The organism is Micromonospora sp. D93, from assembly GCF_018070365.1.
Lineage (GTDB): Bacteria > Actinomycetota > Actinomycetes > Mycobacteriales > Micromonosporaceae > Micromonospora > Micromonospora ureilytica.
In genome coordinates this window covers 40,080-59,455 of the sequence record NZ_JAGPXW010000029.1, presented here as the reverse complement: position 1 = coordinate 59,455, position 19,376 = coordinate 40,080, and the positions used below count along the sequence as shown (strand labels likewise).

The 19,376-nt window shown below is 69.3% G+C and carries 20 protein-coding genes and 1 pseudogene; 12 read left to right on the top strand and 9 right to left on the bottom strand.

Annotated elements, in window-relative coordinates; all coding sequences use genetic code 11:
• Nucleotides 1-45: 45 nt before the first annotated feature.
• Together kynU and KBX71_RS26515 are read right to left on the bottom strand one after the other, a co-directional pair.
• Nucleotides 46-1,338: pseudogene (kynU, locus tag KBX71_RS26520) on the bottom strand (kynureninase); the annotation flags it as partial.
• A 20-nt stretch (nucleotides 1,339-1,358) separates the two neighbouring features.
• Nucleotides 1,359-2,261 carry a tryptophan 2,3-dioxygenase gene (locus tag KBX71_RS26515; RefSeq protein ID WP_210820563.1) on the bottom strand — a complete coding sequence of 301 codons (903 nt, stop codon included), beginning with the start codon at nucleotides 2,259-2,261 and terminating at the stop codon, nucleotides 1,359-1,361.
• Nucleotides 2,262-2,409: 148 nt separating this feature from the next.
• Between KBX71_RS26515 and KBX71_RS26510 the strand changes: the two genes are divergently transcribed.
• The 3 genes from KBX71_RS26510 to KBX71_RS26500 all read left to right on the top strand — a co-directional run bounded on the left by KBX71_RS26510 (nucleotide 2,410) and on the right by KBX71_RS26500 (nucleotide 4,347).
• Entirely contained in the window at nucleotides 2,410-2,874 is a 465-nt protein-coding gene (locus tag KBX71_RS26510; protein ID WP_210820528.1) for an Lrp/AsnC family transcriptional regulator, read from the top strand.
• Nucleotides 2,875-2,970: 96 nt separating this feature from the next.
• Nucleotides 2,971-3,495: a hypothetical protein gene (locus KBX71_RS26505; protein WP_210820527.1), complete on the top strand. Its 525-nt coding sequence runs from the start codon at nucleotides 2,971-2,973 to the stop codon at nucleotides 3,493-3,495.
• A gap of 75 nt (nucleotides 3,496-3,570) precedes the next feature.
• Nucleotides 3,571-4,347, top strand: coding sequence for a class F sortase (locus KBX71_RS26500; protein ID WP_247684166.1), 777 nt, complete (start codon nucleotides 3,571-3,573; stop codon nucleotides 4,345-4,347).
• On the opposite strand, the gene KBX71_RS26495 is transcribed toward KBX71_RS26500, so the two are convergent.
• Entirely contained in the window at nucleotides 4,290-5,063 is a 774-nt protein-coding gene (locus tag KBX71_RS26495; RefSeq protein ID WP_307847324.1) for a MerR family transcriptional regulator, read from the bottom strand. The genes KBX71_RS26500 and KBX71_RS26495 overlap by 58 nt on opposite strands.
• Before the next feature lie 54 nt (nucleotides 5,064-5,117).
• Between KBX71_RS26495 and KBX71_RS26490 the strand changes: the two genes are divergently transcribed.
• The gene (locus tag KBX71_RS26490) at nucleotides 5,118-6,713 is read left to right on the top strand and encodes a DUF6194 family protein (protein ID WP_210820524.1); all 1,596 of its coding nucleotides are present in this window, start codon (nucleotides 5,118-5,120) and stop codon (nucleotides 6,711-6,713) included.
• Between the two features lie 15 nt (nucleotides 6,714-6,728).
• Here KBX71_RS26490 and KBX71_RS26485 read toward each other — a convergent pair whose 3' ends face one another.
• Nucleotides 6,729-7,265 carry an HNH endonuclease gene (locus KBX71_RS26485; RefSeq protein ID WP_196929863.1) on the bottom strand — a complete coding sequence of 179 codons (537 nt, stop codon included), beginning with the start codon at nucleotides 7,263-7,265 and terminating at the stop codon, nucleotides 6,729-6,731.
• Between the two features lie 303 nt (nucleotides 7,266-7,568).
• Nucleotides 7,569-8,249, bottom strand: a complete 681-nt coding sequence (locus KBX71_RS26480; RefSeq protein ID WP_210820523.1) for a hypothetical protein — start codon at nucleotides 8,247-8,249, stop codon at nucleotides 7,569-7,571.
• 404 nt (nucleotides 8,250-8,653) lie between these two features.
• Here KBX71_RS26480 and KBX71_RS26475 point away from each other — a divergent pair, with 404 nt between their 5' ends.
• The 5 genes from KBX71_RS26475 (at nucleotide 8,654) to KBX71_RS26455 (ending at nucleotide 13,303) form a co-directional block, all read left to right on the top strand.
• Entirely contained in the window at nucleotides 8,654-9,493 is an 840-nt protein-coding gene (locus KBX71_RS26475) for a hypothetical protein (protein WP_210820522.1), read from the top strand.
• Between the two features lie 58 nt (nucleotides 9,494-9,551).
• Nucleotides 9,552-10,022, top strand: coding sequence for a hypothetical protein (locus tag KBX71_RS26470; protein ID WP_210820521.1), 471 nt, complete (start codon nucleotides 9,552-9,554; stop codon nucleotides 10,020-10,022).
• Nucleotides 10,023-10,078: 56 nt separating this feature from the next.
• Nucleotides 10,079-11,137 carry a mechanosensitive ion channel family protein gene (locus tag KBX71_RS26465; RefSeq protein WP_210820520.1) on the top strand — a complete coding sequence of 353 codons (1,059 nt, stop codon included), beginning with the start codon at nucleotides 10,079-10,081 and terminating at the stop codon, nucleotides 11,135-11,137.
• A 232-nt stretch (nucleotides 11,138-11,369) separates the two neighbouring features.
• Nucleotides 11,370-12,755 (top strand): MFS transporter, encoded by a 1,386-nt coding sequence (locus KBX71_RS26460; RefSeq protein WP_210820562.1) that lies wholly within the window; start codon nucleotides 11,370-11,372, stop codon nucleotides 12,753-12,755.
• A gap of 158 nt (nucleotides 12,756-12,913) precedes the next feature.
• Nucleotides 12,914-13,303, top strand: coding sequence for a globin (locus KBX71_RS26455; RefSeq protein ID WP_210820519.1), 390 nt, complete (start codon nucleotides 12,914-12,916; stop codon nucleotides 13,301-13,303).
• Between the two features lie 22 nt (nucleotides 13,304-13,325).
• Here the strand turns inward: KBX71_RS26455 and KBX71_RS26450 are convergent, their stop codons facing one another.
• The 4 genes from KBX71_RS26450 to ettA all read right to left on the bottom strand — a co-directional run bounded on the left by KBX71_RS26450 (nucleotide 13,326) and on the right by ettA (nucleotide 16,911).
• The gene (locus KBX71_RS26450) at nucleotides 13,326-13,910 is read right to left on the bottom strand and encodes a YbjN domain-containing protein (RefSeq protein ID WP_210820518.1); all 585 of its coding nucleotides are present in this window, start codon (nucleotides 13,908-13,910) and stop codon (nucleotides 13,326-13,328) included.
• Between the two features lie 131 nt (nucleotides 13,911-14,041).
• Nucleotides 14,042-14,764: a hypothetical protein gene (locus tag KBX71_RS26445; RefSeq protein ID WP_210820517.1), complete on the bottom strand. Its 723-nt coding sequence runs from the start codon at nucleotides 14,762-14,764 to the stop codon at nucleotides 14,042-14,044.
• A gap of 11 nt (nucleotides 14,765-14,775) precedes the next feature.
• Entirely contained in the window at nucleotides 14,776-15,222 is a 447-nt protein-coding gene (locus KBX71_RS26440) for a thioesterase family protein (protein WP_210820516.1), read from the bottom strand.
• 12 nt (nucleotides 15,223-15,234) lie between these two features.
• Nucleotides 15,235-16,911, bottom strand: coding sequence for an energy-dependent translational throttle protein EttA (gene ettA / locus KBX71_RS26435; protein WP_124817258.1), 1,677 nt, complete (start codon nucleotides 16,909-16,911; stop codon nucleotides 15,235-15,237).
• A 210-nt stretch (nucleotides 16,912-17,121) separates the two neighbouring features.
• On the opposite strand from ettA, the gene KBX71_RS26430 reads away from it, so the two are divergent.
• The 3 genes from KBX71_RS26430 (at nucleotide 17,122) to KBX71_RS26420 (ending at nucleotide 19,339) form a co-directional block, all read left to right on the top strand.
• Nucleotides 17,122-17,406, top strand: coding sequence for a hypothetical protein (locus KBX71_RS26430; protein WP_210820515.1), 285 nt, complete (start codon nucleotides 17,122-17,124; stop codon nucleotides 17,404-17,406).
• Nucleotides 17,407-17,423: 17 nt separating this feature from the next.
• Nucleotides 17,424-17,795, top strand: coding sequence for a hypothetical protein (locus KBX71_RS26425; RefSeq protein ID WP_210820514.1), 372 nt, complete (start codon nucleotides 17,424-17,426; stop codon nucleotides 17,793-17,795).
• A gap of 143 nt (nucleotides 17,796-17,938) precedes the next feature.
• Nucleotides 17,939-19,339 (top strand): trehalose-6-phosphate synthase, encoded by a 1,401-nt coding sequence (locus tag KBX71_RS26420; RefSeq protein ID WP_124817234.1) that lies wholly within the window; start codon nucleotides 17,939-17,941, stop codon nucleotides 19,337-19,339.
• The last annotated feature ends 37 nt before the right edge of the window (nucleotides 19,340-19,376 follow it).

Below are 19,376 nucleotides of genomic sequence, written 5' to 3'. Positions count from 1 at the left end.
TCGCAACCCCGGCTCACTTCTCGCGCTCACAGAGGTCACCTGCCCGACGGTGGACGCCAGCGCGGTGGCGGCCCGCCAGCAGTCGAGGTACGTGGAGTACAGCGGCACCGGGGCGAACCGGACGACATCGGGTTCGCGGGCGTCGGCGATGACCCCGTGTTCGTACCGTAGGCGTTTGGTCAGCTCGGCGGCGCTGCCGGCCCCGATGCGCACGGAGAGCTGGCAGCCCCGGCGGGCCGGGTCGCGCGGGGTGACCACCCGCAGCGGTCGGCCGACGGTCACCTCGTCGAGCAGCGACTCCAGCCAGCCGGTGAGGCGCTGGCTGCGGGCGCGCAGCGCGGTCATTCCCACAGCGTCGAACAGCTCCAGCGAGGTACGCACCGGGCCCATCGCGAAGATCGGCGGGTTGGAGATCTGCCAGGCCTCCACGGTGGCCGGTGGCCGGGACACCGGCGTCATCTCGAACCGGGTGGTCGCCGCGGTGCTCCACCACCCCTCGAAGCGGGGCAGGGACTCGTCGCCGAGGTGACGCTCGTGCACGAAGACGCCCGCGAGGGCACCCGGGCCGGAGTTCAGGTACTTGTAGGAGCACCACGCGGCGAAGTCGACGTCCCAGTCGTGCAGGGCCAGCGGCACGTTGCCGACCGCGTGGGCCAGGTCCCAACCGACCACCGCGCCGGCGGCCCGGCCGGCAGCCGTGATCGCCGGGATGTCCAGCAGCTCGCCGGTGAGGTAGTTGACCCCGCCGAGCAGCAGCAGCGCCACCCGGTCGCCCTCGGCGGCCAGGTAGTCGGTCACGTCCTCGGTGCGCAGGGCGTCCTCACCGTCGCGCGGACGCAGCCGGACCACCGTGTCGTCCGGGTCCAGGCCGTGGAACCGCGCCTGGCTGCGCACTGCGTAGCTGTCCGAGGGGAACGCGGCGTCCTCGATGACGATGCGGGTGCGCGCGCCGGCCGGTCGGTAGAAACTCACCATCAGCAGGTGCAGGTTGACAGTGAGCGAGTTCATCACCACGGCCTCCGTGGGCCGGGCGCCGACCAGTCGCGCGGCCGGCCCGGTCAACAACTCGTGGTACGGCAGCCAGGCGCGCTCCGCCTCCAGGTGCCCCTCCACGCCGAGCCGCCCCCACGCGTCCAGGTCGGCCAGGAGTTCGTCGCGGGTGGCCCGAGGTTGCAGGCCGAGCGAGTTGCCGGCCAGGTACGCCGACTCCGGGTGGCCGCCGCCGTCGGCCGGTGGCACGTGGAACAGGTGCCGGTGGCCGGGGTCGGCCTCGTCGCGGCGATGCGCTTCCGCTTCGCCAGCGGCGAGGCCCAGCGGCTCGGCTTCAGCTGTCGTCATTGCTTGTTCTCGCTCTCCGGTCACATCGCGGTGCGGGCCGACCACAGCTCCGGGAAGACCACCCGGGCCATGCTGCGCTGCAACCACGCCAGGCCGGCGGAGCCTCCGCTGCCGACCTTGGCACCCATCGTCCGCTGCACCGCCTTGACATGATTCCAGCGCCAGTCGCCGAACTCCTCGGCGACAGCGCTCAGCGCCTCGCCGAGCAGCCGCAGGTGGTTGTCCGGGCTGGCGTCGTCGTAGATCCGTACCCAGGCCGCCTCGACCAACGGGTGCGGGTCGTGTTCGACGGCCACGTCCCGGTCGAGCAGGTCGTCGGGAAGGTCGAAGCCGCGTCGAGCGAGCAGCGCGAGCACGTCGTCCCAGAGGCTCGGGGTGGTCAGCGCGGCGCTCAGCGCGGCGTGCACCTCGGCCTGCCGGCGGAACGGGCGGATCAGCGTCGGGTCGCGCAGCCCGAGCAGGAACTCCAACTGCCGGTACATCGCCGACTGGAAGCCGGATGCCTCGCCGAGCAGGTTGCGGAACCTGTTGAAGTCGGCCGGGCTCATCCAGCGCAGGCCCTGCCAGGCGGCGTTGAGCCCCTCCAGGTGCAGCTTGGCTCGGCCCAGCGGGGCCAACGCCTCCCAGATCTGGTCGGCGCGGATCAGCCGCTGGGTCTCCCGCAGCTCGTGGCAGGTCAGCCCGAAGTACAGCTCCATGATCTGGCTGACCATCAGGAAGGACATCTCGCCGGGGTCGCTGCTGAGCGGGTGCTGCATCTTGTGCAGGGCGCTGGCCTGCACGTACGCGTCGTACGGCACCATGTCGGCGAACTCCAGCGTCGGCTCGCCACCGGTGCGCGCCGCCTGCTCGGCACGCTGTCCGGGGGTCACCGGCTGCACCGTGGCACGGCGGTTCGGCGCCCGCCGCTCCGTCTGATCCACCATCTCGTCTCCCTCCCCCGGAATAGCCGAGGTCATGATCTCGCGGTCGGATCGGCCTGCGGAATGCCGAATCAACGGCTCTCACCGCCTTCTCCTGGCAAACCAAAGGCAACTAGGCGAAGTCGGTTCACGAAAGTAAGGTCTGAGCGTGGACGACATGGACTGGGCGCTGCTGCGCGAGTTGCAGGCCGACGCGCGGCTCTCCTTCAGCGAGTTGTCCCGGCGGGTGCACCTGTCGCCACCGTCGGTCGCGGAGCGGGTCCGCCGGCTGGAGGAAACCGGGGTCATCACCGGCTACCACGCCCATGTCGACCTGAGCCGCGCCGGCCGTACCGTGGTCGCTTTGATCCGAATGTCCTGCTACGGCGCGCGATGCATCCTGCACGACCCGGCGGTGGCGGGCTGGCCGGAGATCCTGGAGATCCACCGGATCACCGGGGACGCGTGCAGCATGCTGAAGGTCGCAGCCGGCTCGATCGGCGCCTTCGAGGGGGTCATCGACCGTCTCGCCCCGTACGGCCAACCGTCGAGCACGATGGTCCTCTCCTCCCCGCTGAACTGGCAGCCCGTAACCCCCCTCCCCGCCACTGGGCCCGCCCCTCGCCCGCGCTGACTCCCGCACCCTGCGGGTTTGCCTTTGCGCCAGCGGGAAAGCAGCGCCCGTGCCCAGGGGAGGGTTCCGGCGGTCGTCGCCGGTTGGGGGGAAATCATGCAGGGAATCCGCACGATCAACCGCGCGCTCTCGTCCGTACTGACACTTGTGGGGCTGGTCGGGGCGTTCGTCCTGTTGTCGGTCGCACCGGCGCGGGCCGGCGAGAACGTCTTCGTCGAGGTGACACCGAACAGCGCACAGGCCGGCAGCCGGGTCACCATCAAGGCGAGCTGCGACAACGACAACAACAACCGCCAGTCCAGCGTGCACTCCGACGCGTTCGGGCACGTGATGCTCAAACCGGACAAGGGCTTCCTGACCGGTCAGGTCACCATTGCGCGCGACAAGCCAGCCGGCGACTACCCGGTTGACCTGCGCTGCGAGAACGGTCAGACATCGTCGACCACCCTGACCGTGCTGAACATGGCCTCACCCAGCAAGGGGCCGGCGACCGGTGGCGGCGGAATGGCCGGCGGTCGCGGCACCGGCTCGCTACTGGTGCTCGGTGGCGTGGCGTTGGTGGCCACCGCGATCGTGCTCGGGATGGCCGGCGGCCGACGTCGACCGGGAGCCGGCTCCTGAGCCGGATGACCCATGACCCGCAGATCCGCGCGTGCGCGGCCGGACCGCCGCGCCCGCCTCCGGGCCGGGCCGGCGCTGCGCGCGTCCGGCCGGCTGGTGGCCCGTGCCTCCAGGCGACTGCGCCGGGTCGCCGGGCAGGCAGTGTCTGCCAGCGTCACCACCACCGACCCGGCCGTCCGCCCGCTGCCGCCGCGGCGTCCGGCCGGGCCGCCGTCGACCCGACTGCGTTTCGGTACGAGCCCAGGGTTGCCGGTGCTGGCCATCGCCGCGCTGATGGTGCTGATCGTGGCGATGCTCGGCGTCGAGCAGGTGACCGGAATGAGCCTGCTGCCGGACCGGCTCAGCGCGGGCCTGCGACCGCCGCCGAAGAAGTTCCCGGTGCTGCCCGCCAGCCATCCGACAAGTCTCGCCATCGAGAAGATCGACCTGCGGGCGCCCGTACACGACGTGGGCATCGCTCCGGACGGCACGATCGCCGTCCCGGACGCGGCCCGCGCCCAGGAGGCCGGCTGGTACGACCAGGGGCCCACCCCGGGCCAGTACGGCCCAGCCGTGATCGTCGGGCACGTCGACACCACCAGCGGGCCGGCGGTCTTCCACAAGATCCGCGAGCTGCGTTCGGGTGACGAGATCGAGGTCACGCGCACCGACCAGCGCGTGGCAATCTTCGAGGTGAACTCGGTGGAGAAGTTCGACAAGGACCGGCTGCCGGTGGACGAGGTGTACGGCGACTTCAGCCGCCCGAGTCTCCGCCTGATCACCTGCGGCGGCCAGTGGGTCGGCGGCGAGACCGGCTACGCGGACAACGTGGTGGTCTTCGCCTCACTGGTCAAGGCGCGGTCCGGTGGCTGACCAGCGTCGACGTAATCGGCGAGCCGGGCGGCCCCGGTGAGCATGGCCCGGCCACGCTCGGTGAGCCGTTGTCGCCACTGCCGCAGTGACGCGGCGAGCGGTTCAGCACCGCCGGCGTCGCGCACTCGACGCAGCACGCCGGCGATGTGGTCGAGCCGGTACCCGCCACGGCGCAGCAGGTGGGCGAGTTCGGCGTCCCGGACGTCGTCGGGAAGGTAGAGCCGGTAGTGGGTCACCGGATCACGTGTCGGCCGCAGCACCCCGGCCCGCTCCCATTTGCGCAGCGCGGCTGGCTGGAGACCGAGCCGGTGGGCCAGCACGCTGATCGGCACTGCTTTCTGGCTCTGCGGTCGCGGTCTCGTTCCGGTGAGCGTCGCCACCGCCGTCTCCACCGCGTCCAGCGTCTCCCGATCGCGCTGGAGCAGGGCATGACTCTGGTCGATGGTCCGCAGCGCCGTGTCGATGTCGCCCCGGTTGACGGCCCGCATGATCTCGCCGCTGGCCGCATAGCCGTGGCCCGCGATCAGGGCAAGGTAGGCACTCAGTGCCTTGACGTGCAGCTCGGTGAAGCGACGGTAGCCGTTCGGGGTGCGCTGGGCCGGCGGCAGGACGCCGTCCCGTTCGTAGTTGCGCACTGCCTGTGCGGAGAGGCCGTGGGCGCGCGCGAGATCGACCGGTCGGCGTACCCCTGGGTTTGAAGGTTTTTGGGTCGTCACCGTGCTCCGCCGCTCGCGAGTCTCAACCGCTGGTTCAACGATACGGTTCATGGAATGGCATCTTTTCTCGACCTGCTGGCGGTATCCCCGGACCTGCTCGCGCTCGGCGAACCAACGCACGGTGAGTCCGCCTTCCTGCAACTCCGCAACGAGGCCTTCATGTCGCTGACGGAGCATGGCTACCGCTCGATCGCCGTGGAGAGCGACCGAGCGGCCGGGCTGATCGCCGACGCGTTCGTGCAGGGCGTCGCCGACGTGACGCTCGGCCGGGCGCTCGCCGAAGGGTTCAGCCACGGATTCGGGGCAGCACCGGCGAACCGGGACCTCCTGCTGCGGATGCGGGAATGGAACGCCGGACGGCCGGTCGCCGAGCGCCTGACGTTCCACGGCTTCGACGCCCCGGTGGAACTGGAGAGCGCTCCGAGCCCGCGCCGCCACCTCAACCAGGTCTGCCACTTCCTCGACCTGGACCGGTCGGCCGAGATCGACGACCTGATCGGGGACGAGGCACTGTGGAATGACACGGCCGCGATCTGGGAACCGGGCCGGTCCGTCGGGCGCTCGACCGACGCCCAGCGACTGCGGGTGCTCGCCGACGACCTGGTGACCGAGTTGTACCTGCGAGCGCCGTGGAAGTCAGCGGGCTGGCAGGCGGCGTTCGTGCACGCCACGGCCGCGGTCGCGTTGCTGCGTTACCACGCCGCGGCCGCCGCGCCACTGGCCCAGGAGGAACGCTTCGCCCGCCTGGCCGCGGTCCGGGACGCGCTGATGGCCGAGAACCTGCTCGCGATCCGATCGGCCGAGGCACACCGCGGGCCCACACTGGTCTTCGCGCACAACACGCACCTCCAGCGTCAGCAGAGCACGATGACCCTGGCCGGCATGCAGGTGTCCTGGGCCGGCGCCGGAGCGATCGTCGCGTCGCTGCTGGGCGACCGGTACGCGGTGATCGCCGGCAGCCTCGGCGCGAGCCCGGCGCTCGGCATCGGGCCGCCCGCCCCCGCCACCTACGAGGGCAGACTCCAACAGGAAACAAGCCTTCCCCGGTACCTGCCGACGTCCGACATCGCAGCGGCCGAGCAGCGAACGCACGACTACCGCTACTTCCCGCTGGACCGGACCATCATCGAGCACGCCGACGCGATCCTGCACATTCCGACAGGTGTCGACGCGGCCATGCTCGCCGAACGGATCGTCGCGCTGCCCGACGTCGAGCAGGTCGTGGCGAGCAAGGAGAACGGATCACCCGAGGCAGCTTGGGGCGACCGGTTCTTCTTCGTCGGCCCGGACCGTCGCCAGCCGTTCGCCACAATCGTCGAGCACGACGTGCCCGGCTTCGACGAGGCCGCACAGCTTGACCGCCCCGGCGTCTTCCGCCTCAACCTGGACCTGGGGCGGGCCGAGTTCGAGCGGCGGTTCGGCTTCCCGCCGAAGGCCTTCGAGGAGCACCGGCACGAGTTCGACTTCGCCCGACTGGACACCCTCGTGCCGCACCCGGGCTACGCCCAACACGGCTTCGCCGGCATCGTCATGCCCGGCCCGCAGCTGCTGCCCGAGATCGACGGGCTACTCGCGATCGCGCACGGCCGAGCGGTCGACCGCCGGGAGCGCGCAGCGCGCCGTGCGACCCAACCTGAACCCGAAGCCTGACCGCGTCCTTCGGACTCAGGCGGCCGCCTCGGGCTCCCGCAGGTCCAGCCAGTCGGCCCAGCGGGGGTCGGGGGCGCGGTGCCCGAGCACCCGCCAGGCGGTGCCCTTCGGGGCCGCCGGCAACGCGTGTAACCGCCACCCCATCTCGGCCGGGGTCTTGTCGCCCTTTGTGTGGTTGCAGCGGGCGCACGCGGCGACCACGTTCTCCCAGGCGTGCCGGCCGCCCCGGCTGCGCGGAAAGACGTGGTCGATGGTCTCGGCCGGACCCCGGCAGTAGGCGCACCGCCATCCGTCCCGGGCGAAGATCGCCCGCCGGGACAGCCCGACATGTGTTCGGTACGGCACCCGGACAAAGCGCGTCAGCCGGACCACAGATGGCACCGGGAGCGCGTTCCGGGCGCTGTGCAGGATGCCGTCACCATCGGCGACGCAGACCGCCTTGGCGGAGAGGACGAGGATCGCGGCGCGACGCACCGACACGACACACAGCGGCTCGTAGGTGGCGTTGAGGACCAACGCGCCGGAGCCCACCGTGGGTCGTATGTCAGGCATCGCGCTCACCCTCCCGGTTCAGCGGCTGCTGGGGACCGCCGCCGACCGGGGCCGGGCACAGAGGCCCACACGGTCGACGCCGGGCCGATCACCGACGTCCGTTGCGCCAATAGTCCCTGATCGGACCCCGGATTGCACGTACTAATCCCTCATGGGGTATGAGGATCATCCGCGACCGGGCCGATCGCTGGCCCTGCCTGGGAGAACTCTGCCCTTGCCTGACAGTGGTTAACAGCCCTTGTCGCGCCCGGTTGTGCCGGATCTGGGCCCGATGATCTTTGGCCCTCCCTCCGGCTGCGACCCTCAGCCATCCCGGAGCACCCGAGGGGCCCTCGCCGGAGGCACTGACTTACCTTGATCCTCCCATTTGAGACTGGAGAGGCCCCGAAGTGACAGCCACGAGCTGTCCGCGAATCGATTCGGGTGGCCAGAAGTATGGGCACGAATTCTCATCCGCGCGCGCGGATGCTGCTCCAGCATGCTGCGAAAATATGAATTGTAACTCTCCAGCGCGGCGCGGCTCTCCTTCAGGGGACGGATCGATTCGTTGTTCGGAACCCCCCAATCCCACGAGTCGCCACTATATTTCTTTATCTCGTGGGGAAGCTCAGGCCCCTTGACCCAACTGTTGGCATCAAGGCGAAAAGCTCCGTCCTTGAAGGAAGTGTCCAGCCTCATCCACGCAACGTCAAAGTACAATCCTTCGACAACACTCTTCGCCCGGACGTGCCAGGGCAGATGTTTACCGAGGCCACGGGCGCAGCCGGGAAAAAGGGTGCGCAAGGGTGCGAGACGGCTACTAAGCATAACCATGGATAGACCATCGACCGTAATATCCATAGGTGCATCAACCGTGATGCGGATGTGAATGCTCTCCTGCGCATCCGAAAGGTCGAGTCGCACTGCGCCCCGATTTTTTCTCCATTGGTGCCAGGCGAAGACCAGGGCCGCGAAGGCTATTGCTGCACTGATATACAGTTCCATCGACGAATGAGGCCCTCTCGCTAACTCAAATCCGACTCTTTACGGGTAGCAGAGCGAAATGAATCTCCGGTGCCAGCCCGGAGCGCCTCGGTTGCTCGACCATCACCTCGCCCTGGTCCAGAGCGACGGTGACGCCGGCTTGCAATGTCTCCCAGCTCGATGTCCCCTACTGTAGGGCCACGCGCAAGGCCGGAATTGATCACGCCGCAAACCGACTGGTCAAGCGTCGAGTGGTGATAGCCGCTGGGCCTGACCGATTGCGTGGAAGATCAGCACCGTCCCACTCCGTGACGCTCTTGTAGCTGGCCGATACCCTGTCGCCGGCCAGTCGACCGAACAGGGAGGGCTACACGCGGACGCTCCTGCACCGACTGCACACCTGGTGGAACGGATACGGGCCCACATTGCGGGCGGCTGCCATCGGTCTCTGGCTGTTCGCCACCGCAGTAACCGCATTAGGGCTCTACGGCGATCGTTGCAGATGGTGGGACAACGCTCCCTTCGCCACCAACTTGGTGTCATCAGTAGCTGGCGCGAGCTTCGGAGTGCCCATAGCGCTACTCATTCTGGCGACACTTTCCGCGCAGCAGGCGTTGATGACGGCACAGCGGGAAGCGCAAAAATTCGCCATCAGGCTGCTACGCCGAATTGCGGACGCGCCTCGAATGGACTTCGAACTCAGCTCGGACTACGAGCAAATAGACCAGATTGTTACGATACTCGGCCGCGCCCGTGAATTCGTGCGATCGCACCCCAACGGATATCAGGCGATCGGCTCGGTGATCGATCCTCCGCCATCCCCTCGTGGACAAATCAAACAGGCCGAGCGCCTTCTTCAAGGTTTCCCGACCGCAGTCGCCCGTTGCGCCTACGACTGCAGCGGCGCCTGGGAGCTGTTTCGCACGGAAGCACGGTTGCGACTCGCGGAGCATGGACTACCGTCCGTGGACTACGAGCGAGCACGCCACATCGAGCAGGCTGTGGAAGCTCTCAAGTCGATGGACCGCCGCCTGGGTGCCGAGCTGAAGCTCAGCGAAATCTGGGAGCGATACGAGCAAACGGACACGCGGCATCTGACAGCCAACCTGACGTGGCTGGACGACTCCGACTCTGAACTCCTCGCGGATCCGCCCGCCCATGCGCTGGTGAAGACCGTCGACGCCATCGAGTTGGCCCTGACTGCCATGCGAACTCTCATGGTGGAGGCGTCGGCGGCCGTCCGCGACCTCGAAGGCGCGGGTTGACCTCAGTGGTTCGGCTGCCGAGGGCGAGCACCTCGCCACACCCGGGCCCGCCTGGACGGTGTTCTTCGCCCTGGGCTACCTCGGGCCCGCGTCCACCCACATCGGCGCACTGGTGCGCTCGACCGGACAGGGGTTCGACGTGGTCTTCGACGTTCTCTGGGTCGTCCTGGCCGCGCTGGTGGTGACGTGGGCGTGGCGGGGTCAGGGCGTACGGCTGCATCCGTCCGGAGTACGGCAGACCTGGGCGCTGGGCTCCCTCACCGTCCCGTGGGAGGCCCTCCTGGCCCCGGAGATCCACCCGGCCGCAGACGACCGCCGCCCGTGGTTCCCGATGAGGATCACGGAACCCCACCTGGTCCGGAGGCGCGGCATTCCGCGGAGCCGCAGGGCGTCGCGGACGGACAACGTCGACCCCGGATTCCTCGCTGCGGTCATCGGGCACTACGTCGCCCACCCCGAACACCGGGCGGCGATCGGTACTCAGGCCGAGTACGAACGGCTTCGCGCCGCGTTGGCCGGGAATGGGTGAACAACAGAGCAGGCGGGTCAGCCGGCCGGTGGGTCGGCGACGGACGCTCGGGCCCCTTGCGGTACGAAGACACAGTGAGTGCCGCCAGCGTGACGCCCCTAGCCCTGTCCGACGCCGTCTCGGTGAGCTGCCAGGGCAGCACCTCCTGCGAGTGGATCTACCGGATCACCGGGTCCGCCTGGTTCGCCGAGGGAAGCTACTGGATCCTGCTCAAACCGCTTCGGGTGCTGCTGATCCTGGCACTGGCGATGGTGGCCCGCTGGGCGCTGCACCGGACGATCGACCGGCTGGTGCGGACGACCACCGACGGTGCGGTGCCGACGATGCTGCGGCCACTACGCGAGCGGGTGCCCACCGCCGCGGTCGACCCGGCCGAGTTCGTACCCGAGCGGCGACGGCAGCGGGCCGAGGCGATCGGGTCGGTGCTGCGCAGCCTGACCACCGCGTTCGTCTTCGGCATCGCGCTGCTGATGATCCTGCGCGAGTTCAGCTTCGACCTGGCGCCGCTGCTGGCCAGCGCGGGGATCGCCGGCGTCGCGCTGGGCTTCGGTGCGCAGAGCCTGGTGAAGGACCTGATCGCCGGCCTCTTCATGCTGATCGAGGACCAGTACGGCGTGGGCGACAACGTCGACCTGGGCGAGGCGATGGGCGTGGTCGAGTCGGTCGGCCTACGGGTCACCACGGTGCGCGACGGCCGCGGCGTGCTCTGGTACATCCGCAACGGCGAGATCATCCGGGTGGGCAACAAGAGCCAGGGCTGGGCCCTCGTGGTGGTGGACCTTCCGATCGGTTTCAACAGCACCGAGGAGGCCACGGCGGTGCTACGGACCGCGGCCGCCTCGGTCGCCATGGACCCGGAGCTGTCGCCGGAGATCGTGGAGGCGCCCGAGGTGTTGGGCGTCGAGCAGGTGACGGTGGACGGCGCGGTCATCCGCACCGTGGTGAAGACGACAGCGGACGGGCAGTTCGCGGTGGGCCGGGAGTTGCGTCGGCGTCTCGCGGAGGCTCTGGAGAATTCGGGGATCACGGCGCAGATCGCGGCCGCCCGCATCTATCCCGGCCTGTCGACCCGGCCGTTGCCCGAAGGTGAGACCGGGCAGGGCGGCGCCACCTGAGCCCGCGACATTGTCCTGCTATTCAGGGGTCGCGAGCCGGCCGGCCCCTCGGGTATCGTCCGTTCGTTCAGTCGGGGAGGCGACGAACGACCCGTTCGACCTAGCTAGTTGTCAGACGATCGGGCAGAATCCGGAGCACGCGTTCCCACCAAAGCGTGATCACATCCTCGCTGATCCGTAGATCTGACGAGAGCTTCCGGCGGTGCTGCCACGAGCGGCCGAGCCGGAGCCGATGGAGGCGACGGTGCCTAACGAGCGACCTTCCGCGGAAGGTCCCGCCACGTTTCGCGAAGTGTTCGCCCAGCACGAGTTCCGGGCTGTGTTCGTGGCCGGCGCTCTCTCCTGGGTCGGCGACTATGTCGCGAAGGCCGCCGTCACCCTGCTCGTCTATCAGCAGACCCGGTCCGTCGCGCTGTCCGCGGCCGCCTTCGCGGTCAGCTTCCTGCCGTGGTTGCTCGGCGGTCCCGTGCTCGCCGCACTCGCGGAGCGATACCCGTACCGACGGGTGATGGTGGCGTGCGACCTCATCCGGATGGCACTGATGGTGCTCATCGCCATTCCCAGCCTGCCGTACCAGGTGGTGCTGGTGCTCATCTTCGCCGCCACGTTGGCCAACCCACCGAGCCAGGCGGCGAAGTCCGCGCTGATCCCGCAGTTGCTCACCGGGGACCGACTGGTGGTGGGGCTGTCGGTGAACGCCAGCATCGGGCAGGCCGCCCAGGTCGTGGGTTACGTCTTCGGCGCCGCTGTCGCCGCGATCAACCCGGAGGTGGCGCTGCTGTTCAACGCGGCCACGTTCGGTCTCTCGGCGCTGCTGGTTCGCCTCGGTGTGCGCGACCGCCCGGCGGTGATGAACCCGGCGCACCGCAGTCACCTGCTGCGGGAGACTCGCCAGGGGTTCGGCATCGTCTTCCGTACACCTGTGCTGCGGGCCATCGCGGTGCTGGTGTTCAGCGCGATGCTCTTCTCGATCGTGCCGGAGGGGCTGGCCGCGGCCTGGGCCAACGAGGGGAGCCGTGGTGCCGTGAGCGCGGGCACAGCGCAAGCGGCGATCATGGTGGCGAACCCGGTCGGCTTCATCCTCGGTGGGTTGCTGGTGAGTCGCCTGTTCGGGCCGACTCGCCGACTGAAGCTGATGCGGCCGCTCGCGGTGCTCGCCCCGTTGGTGCTCGTACCGGTGCTGCTCGACCCGCCGCCGTTGGTGGTCGCGCTGCTCGCCGCGCTCTGCGGGTTCGCGGTCGCGGGCATGATGCCGATGGCCAACGGGTTGTTCGTCCAGGCGCTGCCGAACGGGTTCCGGGCCCGCGCCTTCGGCGTGATGGCAACGGGTGTGCAGGTCATCCAGGGTTTCGCGGTGCTGGTCACCGGGGTGCTCGCCGAGCGGTTCCCCATCCCGATCGTGGTCGGGGTGTGGAGCGTGGCCGGGGTGGTGCTGATGGTGGTGGCCACGTTGCGCTGGCCGGACCGGCAGACGGTGGACGACGCGATCACTGCTGCCTCGGCGGCCAACGCCGATCCGCCGCCCTCCGGGCCCGATGGTCCGGCCGGCGACGGCTCGGTCGGAGGCACGGCCGACCCGCACGCCGGTGACGGCCACCGCCGGCACGCGGTGACCTGACCCGTCGAGCCGACCTCGACCGGAGCGGGTGCGCGGCATTCGGAGGCGTCGGCCCGGCGTGATCCGACGCACGCCCTGCGGGTCGGGTCGGCACCGGGCGCACCTGGCAGGATGGAACTGTGACTTCCGCAGGCGAATCCGACCGTCCCGGTGCGTCGATGACCCTCTTCGAAGCGGTCGGTGGCGAACCCACCTTCCGCAAGCTGGTCGACGAGTTCTACGCCGGTATCGCCACCGATCCCCTGCTGCGGCCCATGTACCCGGAGGAGGACCTGGGTCCGGCCGCGGACCGGATGACCCTGTTCCTGATGCAGTACTGGGGCGGGCCGAACACGTACTCCGCGCAGCGGGGGCACCCGCGGCTGCGAATGCGGCACGCGCCGTTCCGGATCGGCGCGGCCGAACGGGACGCCTGGCTGCGGAACATGCGCCGCGCCGTGGACCGGCTCGATCTTGAGCCGGAGATCGCTGGCACACTCTGGGACTACCTGGAGCGTGCCGCGTACTTCATGGTCAACGTCGAGGACGACCCGGCCCACGGTGTCTGACACCGCCCGACCCGAAGCGGCGTCAGAGCAGGGCGCCCTCGTCGTGCAGCCAGTCCACGAAGCTGGTGGCGACCGCTGCGCCGCAGTCGAGCATCTCGACCAGGAGCGCGTCGTGGGTGCCGGCGCCGAGTGGCACCTGGAGCTCGGCGTAGATCGGTAGCTGACCGCGCTCGGTCGGGTCACCGATGTACGCCTTGCAGAACCGGCGGGTGTGGTTCCACTCGTTGACCACCCGGTACGCCCGGTCGGCCCAGTCCGGCGGGACCGTGGCGTGCGGACGTGCCCGCATGACCAGGATCTCGTCCTCCGGACCTTCGAGGGTGACCAGCACCGCGTGCCGCTCCCACATCGCCAGCAGGTTGCCGTCGCCGTCGGCCAGGTAACGCACGTCGAGCAGGTCGAGTGCGTCACAGACCCGGCGCAGACTCACCGGCTCGACGGTGGCGGGCATCTCGGTCAGCACTGGCCGCTCGTTGGACGGGCAGTCGTCCCCCGGCTGGCGAGGGTTGGGCGGCCCGATCCGGACCGCACTGTCGACTGTGATCCCGCTTCGGGTTTCCGGATCGCCGCCGTCGGCGGGACCGGGGCGCCATGACCACCACGGCATCGCTCGCGCACCTCACTCCCCAGCGGATCCAGACGCCTACGGTGCGTTGGATCCGAGGATGGACGGTACCCGGACAGCCGGGTTGAAGCACCCCCCCAACGACCGCCCCTGACCAGAAGAATGATTCGGGGTCATCCGTTCGGACGAGCACTGAGGGGTGTCACGGCAAGATCCGTGGCCTTCTGCAACCAAGCCGCTCCGTGCGGTCCCACCAAGCCGACCCAGCGACCGGCCACCCGCACCTGAACGGCCTTCCCGCCCTCGCCGGCCGCCGAGCCGTCAGCGGCGCCGAGGAAGCCCATTCGGACCACCCCCTGCACCAGCCGCTGCGGCACCTCGACCGGCGCGGCGGGCGCCCCGTCGGGGGTGATCAGCACCGCCACGTGGTCGAGCAACGCGTCACGCAGGACCCGCTGGCCCACGGCACGGCCGGCCACACCCTGCTCGCTCGCCGTCCGCAGGGTGCCCGCCGCCGCGTCCGCGATCCGTCGCAACTCGGCAACGGGCAGCGCCTCCACCTGACGGCTCCTCATCGGCGGCAGCGGCCACCGCCACTGGGCGTCCCGGCGGGTCGGCAGGGCCGCGCCGCCGCGCTCCAGCTCGGCGAGCAGCTCCGCGGCTGCCACCGTGACGTCGTCGGCGGCACCGTCGGCCGGCCCGCCGGCAACCGTGCGGACCACCAGAACCTGCCACGGCAGCCGGGCCCACAGCGCGACCCGGCCGGGTGCGCCGGCCGGCCGCAGCCGGACCGGCGCGACCGGATCCAGCCGGACCAGCCGGGCCAGGAAGGCGCCCGCGTCCGCCACCCCGGCGACACCATGCGTGGATGCCGCCACCCGGCCAGGCTCAGCCATGCCCGGCCGGGTCACGCCACACCGCCCTGCGGCGCGTACGTGAGCAGAAAGTCCCGTTCCTCGGTGGTGATCCGCCGGGGCACCTGGCGGGTCAGGTCGAACGGCACAAGCACCGAACGGGCACGACTGGCCAGCACGTCGCCGTCGTACAGCTCGTAGGCGACGGTGAACCGGGAGGCCCGGATCTCCTCCACCCACAGCTCGATCCGCACGGTGGGTGCCGCCTCCGCGGTGGCCCGACCGAGCGCGTAGTCGACCGGGCGCAGGTAGTCGACCTCGTGCCGGCGGATCACCACCCCGTCGGCGAACGAGCCGACCCCCCAGGCCCGGCCGCCGGCGAACATCAACGCGACCCGCGCCTCCTCGTACAGGGTGAGGAAGCGCGAGTTGTTGACGTGGCCGTACGCGTCCAGGTCGGACCAGCGCAGGGTGCAGTGGTAGACGAAGCGGTCAGACACCGTCTCGGCCGGTCAGTCGCGGGTCAGCTTGCGGTACGTCACCCGGTGCGGCCGGGCGGCCTCCGCGCCGAGGCGGTCGATCTTGTTCTTCTCGTACGCCTCGAAGTTGCCCTCGAACCAGAACCACTTGGCCGGGTCCTGGTCGTCGCCCTCCCAGGCCAGGATGTGCGTGGCGACGCGGTCCAGGAACATCCGGTCGTGCGAGATGACCACGGCGCAGCCGGGGAACTCCAACAGCGCGTTCTCCAGGCTGGACAGCGTCTCCACGTCCAGGTCGTTCGTCGGCTCGTCGAGCAGGATGACGTTGCCGCCGATCTTCAGGGTCAGCGCCAGGTTGAGCCGGTTGCGCTCACCGCCGGAGAGCACCTTCGTCGGCTTCTGCTGGTCCGGGCCCTTGAAGCCGAACGCGGCGATGTACGCCCGCGACGGCATCTCGACCTTGCCCACCATCAGGTAGTCAAGTCCGTCGGAGACGACCTCCCAGACGGTCTTGTCGCCGTTGAGGCCCTCGCGGTTCTGGTCGACGTACGACAGCGAGACCGTCTCGCCGACCCGCACCTTGCCGTCCGTCGGCTGCTCCAGCCCGACGATGGTCTTGAAGAGCGTGGTCTTGCCGACGCCGTTGGGGCCGATGATGCCGACGATGCCGTTACGCGGCAGCGAGAACGACAGGTTGTCGATGAGGATTCGGTCGCCGAAGCCCTTGGTGAGGTTGTTCGCCTCGATCACCGTGCTGCCCAGGCGCGGGCCCGGCGGGATCTGGATCTCCTCGAAGTCCAGCTTGCGGGTCTTCTCCGCCTCGTTGGCCATCTCGTCGTACCGGTCCAGACGGGCCTTGGACTTGGTCTGGCGGGCCTTGGCGTTGGAGCGGACCCACTCCAGCTCCTCGGTGAGGCGCTTCTTCATCTTGGCGTCGCGGCGGCCCTCGACGGCCAGCCGGGAGGCCTTCTTCTCCAGGTAGGTGGAGTAGTTGCCCTCGTACCCGATCGCCCGGCCGCGGTCCAGCTCCAGGATCCAGCCGGCCACCTTGTCGAGGAAGTACCGATCGTGGGTGATCGCCATGACGGTGCCGGCGTACTTCGCCAGGTGCTGCTCCAGCCAGGAGACGCTCTCCGCGTCCAGGTGGTTGGTGGGCTCGTCGAGCAGCAGCAGGTCGGGCGCCTCCAGCAGCAGCTTGCAGAGCGCGACCCGGCGACGCTCGCCACCGGAGAGCTGGGTCACGTCGGCGTCCGGCGGCGGGCAGCGCAGCGCGTCCATGGCCAGTTCGAGCTTGGAGTCGACGTCCCAGGCGTCGAGGTGGTCAAGCTCCTCCTGGAGCTTGCCCATCTCCTCCATCAGCTCGTCGGAGTAGTCGGTCGCCATCTGTTCGGCGATCTTGTTGAACCGCTCCAGCTTGGCCTTGGTCTCGGCGACCGCCTCCTCGACGTTGCCGAGCACGGTCTTGGCCTCGTTGAGCGGGGGCTCCTGGGCGAGCATGCCGACGGTGTAGCCGGGCATGAGTCGGGCCTCGCCGTTGCTCGGCTTGTCCAGCCCTGCCATGATCTTGAGGAGGCTGGACTTACCCGCGCCGTTCGGACCGAGCACACCGATCTTGGCCCCCGGCAGGAAGCTCAACGTGACGTTGTCGAGCACGACCTTGTCGCCGTGCGCCTTGCGCGCCTTTTCCAGGACGTAGATGTACTGGGCCACGGTGCGGGCTACCTCCGTCGGTTGCTGTCGCTGATCGGCGGCGCGGCGCGAGCTGTGCGATCCGCCCGCCGCCGCCGGCCGGGAAGCCGGCCGCGCGCACGCCATCGTCAATCCTGACAGGTACGGCGCGCTTCGCCCACATCACCCCGCCCCAGGAGTACGCGGGCGCGCCTCCTTGCCAGAGCCGGTAAGGCAAATTACGGTTTCGGTATGACCAAGAAGATCACCATCAGCCTGCCCGATGATCTTGCAGACAGGCTGACCGAGGAGCCGAACGCCTCCGCCTATGTCGCGGAGTCCCTCCGACGGCGGGTGGCCGGGGAGAAGACACGAGAGATCCTTCGGCGGGTCGGTTTCGAGATCACTGATGAGGGTGTGGCGCGGGTGCACGCCGAGATGGAGCAGTTGAGGGCGAGCGTCACCCCCGAACTGCGCGAACAGGCGGCCCAACTCCAGGCAGAGGTCTTGGCGGCACGCGCGAGAGCCACCCGGTGACGGGCTACGGCTTGGCGTTGGACGCGACCGCCCTGCTGGCCTATTCGTCGTCGGAACGGGATGTCGGTCACCGCATCGCGGAAGCTGCTGACTATGGCGTGCACGTGCTGGTACCGGCACTCTGCCTCGTCCGTGCGCACCAGGATGCCACCCCCGCCCAGTGGGAGATGCTCGAAGTGCTCGCCGCGTTGCCGCACATCCGGGTAACTCCGGTCGAGCCGAACATGTGCTCGTTTCTCGGCGGATGGTCACGCCGAATGGCCGGGCACACGGATCTGGCCCAGCTGGCGATGGACGCCGCCGCCCACCCCCTCGTGCCGATCATGACGGATCGGCGGGAGCTGCTCGGCGAGGTGCTGCCGAAGGAATGGCCGATCATCGACCTCTGAACCACGCACTGTCGACAAGATCACCTTCAGGATTTCGAGGAGTACGAGGCGGGTAGGAGACTCCGGCACGGGGCGCAACACGCCGCAGCTACGCTCAGTACGCTCATCGCGGTGGACCCGTCAGTACCCGGAGGTGGCCGATCGTGACCGTCCGTAGCTCCTTTGTCGTAGTGGCGAACCGTCTGCCGGTCGACGAGGTGAGCACACCCGAGGGCCGGCAGTGGCGGCGCAGCCCTGGAGGGCTGGTCACCGCGCTGCACCCAGTACTCGCCGAACACAAGGGCACCTGGGTCGGCTGGGCCGGTGGCACCGGCGCCGCCCCCGAGCCGTTCGACCTGGAGGGGATCCGGCTGCACCCGGTCCCGCTCAGCGCCGAGGAACTGGAGCGCTACTACGAGGGCCAGTCCAACGCGACGATCTGGCCGCTCTACCACGACGCGGTGGAGACGCCGGCCTACAAGCGCCGGTGGCGGGAGGCGTACCGCCTGGTCAACGCCCGGTTCGCGGAGGCCGCAGCCGACGTGGCGGCCGAGGGCGCGACGGTCTGGGTGCAGGACTACCAGCTCCAGTTGGTGCCGGCGATGCTCCGTGAGCTCCGCCCGGACCTGCGGATCGGGTTCTTCCTGCACATCCCGTTCCCGCCGATCGAGCTGTTCATGCAGATGCCGTTCCGCACCGAGATCCTGCGCGGTCTGCTCGGCGCCGACCTGGTCGGTTTCCAGCAGCGGCTGGCGGCGCAGAACTTCGTCCGGCTGGCCCGGCACCTGCTCGGTTTGCGCTACGAGGGGCAGATGATCCAGGTCGACGGTCGGCAGGTGAAGGCGGGCGCCTTCCCCATCTCGATCGACACCCAGGAGATGGAACGGATGGCCGCCGACCCGGCGATCCAGGCCCGGGCCAAGCAGATTCGCGCCGAGCTGGGCGATCCGAAGACGATAATCCTGGGCGTGGACCGGCTGGATTACACCAAGGGCATCGAGTTGCGGCTCAAGGCCTTCCGGGAGCTGCTGGCTGACGGAAAGTTGACAGTTCCCGACGCGGTCATGGTTCAGGTCGCCACGCCCAGCCGCGAGCGCGTGGAGCACTACCAGGCACTACGGGTCAAGGTGGAGCGCGAGGTCGGTCGGATCAACGGCGAGTTCGGCAGGGTCGGCGTGCCGGCGGTCCATTATCTCCATCAGTCGTACAGTCGCACTGAGCTGGCGGCGATGTACGTTGCTGCCGACGTGATGATGGTGACCCCGCTGCGAGACGGAATGAACCTCGTGGCGAAGGAATACGTAGCATCACGTGCCGACCAGGGTGGCGCGCTCGTACTCAGTGAGTTCGCCGGCGCCGCCACGGAGCTTCGCCAGGCATTTTTGTGTAACCCGCACGACCCGGACGCGGTCAAGGACGCCCTCCTCCGGGCAGTGCACGTGGAGAAAACCGAGGCACGCCGCCGGATGCGGACAATGCAACGTCACCTGCGTACCCACGACGTGGGCCACTGGGCCAAGTCTTTCCTCTCGGAGCTCGGAGTTCCCGAGGCGGAGGCCGAGTGAACACGTCCGTCAACGATGGGGCGGCAATCGCCACCGG

Bases quoted from the DNA above. Each gene is read 5' to 3' on its own strand.
- KBX71_RS26430 (WP_210820515.1), top strand. From the start codon at position 17,122: ATGACCAAGAAGATCACCATCAGCCTGCCCGATGATCTTGCAGACAGG.
- KBX71_RS26480 (WP_210820523.1), bottom strand. From the start codon at position 8,249: ATGGAACTGTATATCAGTGCAGCAATAGCCTTCGCGGCCCTGGTCTTC.
- KBX71_RS26445 (WP_210820517.1), bottom strand. From the start codon at position 14,764: ATGGCTGAGCCTGGCCGGGTGGCGGCATCCACGCATGGTGTCGCCGGG.
- KBX71_RS26450 (WP_210820518.1), bottom strand. From the start codon at position 13,910: ATGCCGTGGTGGTCATGGCGCCCCGGTCCCGCCGACGGCGGCGATCCG.
- KBX71_RS26485 (WP_196929863.1), bottom strand. From the start codon at position 7,265: ATGCCTGACATACGACCCACGGTGGGCTCCGGCGCGTTGGTCCTCAAC.
- KBX71_RS26505 (WP_210820527.1), top strand. From the start codon at position 2,971: ATGCAGGGAATCCGCACGATCAACCGCGCGCTCTCGTCCGTACTGACA.
- KBX71_RS26490 (WP_210820524.1), top strand. From the start codon at position 5,118: ATGGCATCTTTTCTCGACCTGCTGGCGGTATCCCCGGACCTGCTCGCG.
- KBX71_RS26460 (WP_210820562.1), top strand. From the start codon at position 11,370: ATGGAGGCGACGGTGCCTAACGAGCGACCTTCCGCGGAAGGTCCCGCC.
- KBX71_RS26455 (WP_210820519.1), top strand. From the start codon at position 12,914: ATGACCCTCTTCGAAGCGGTCGGTGGCGAACCCACCTTCCGCAAGCTG.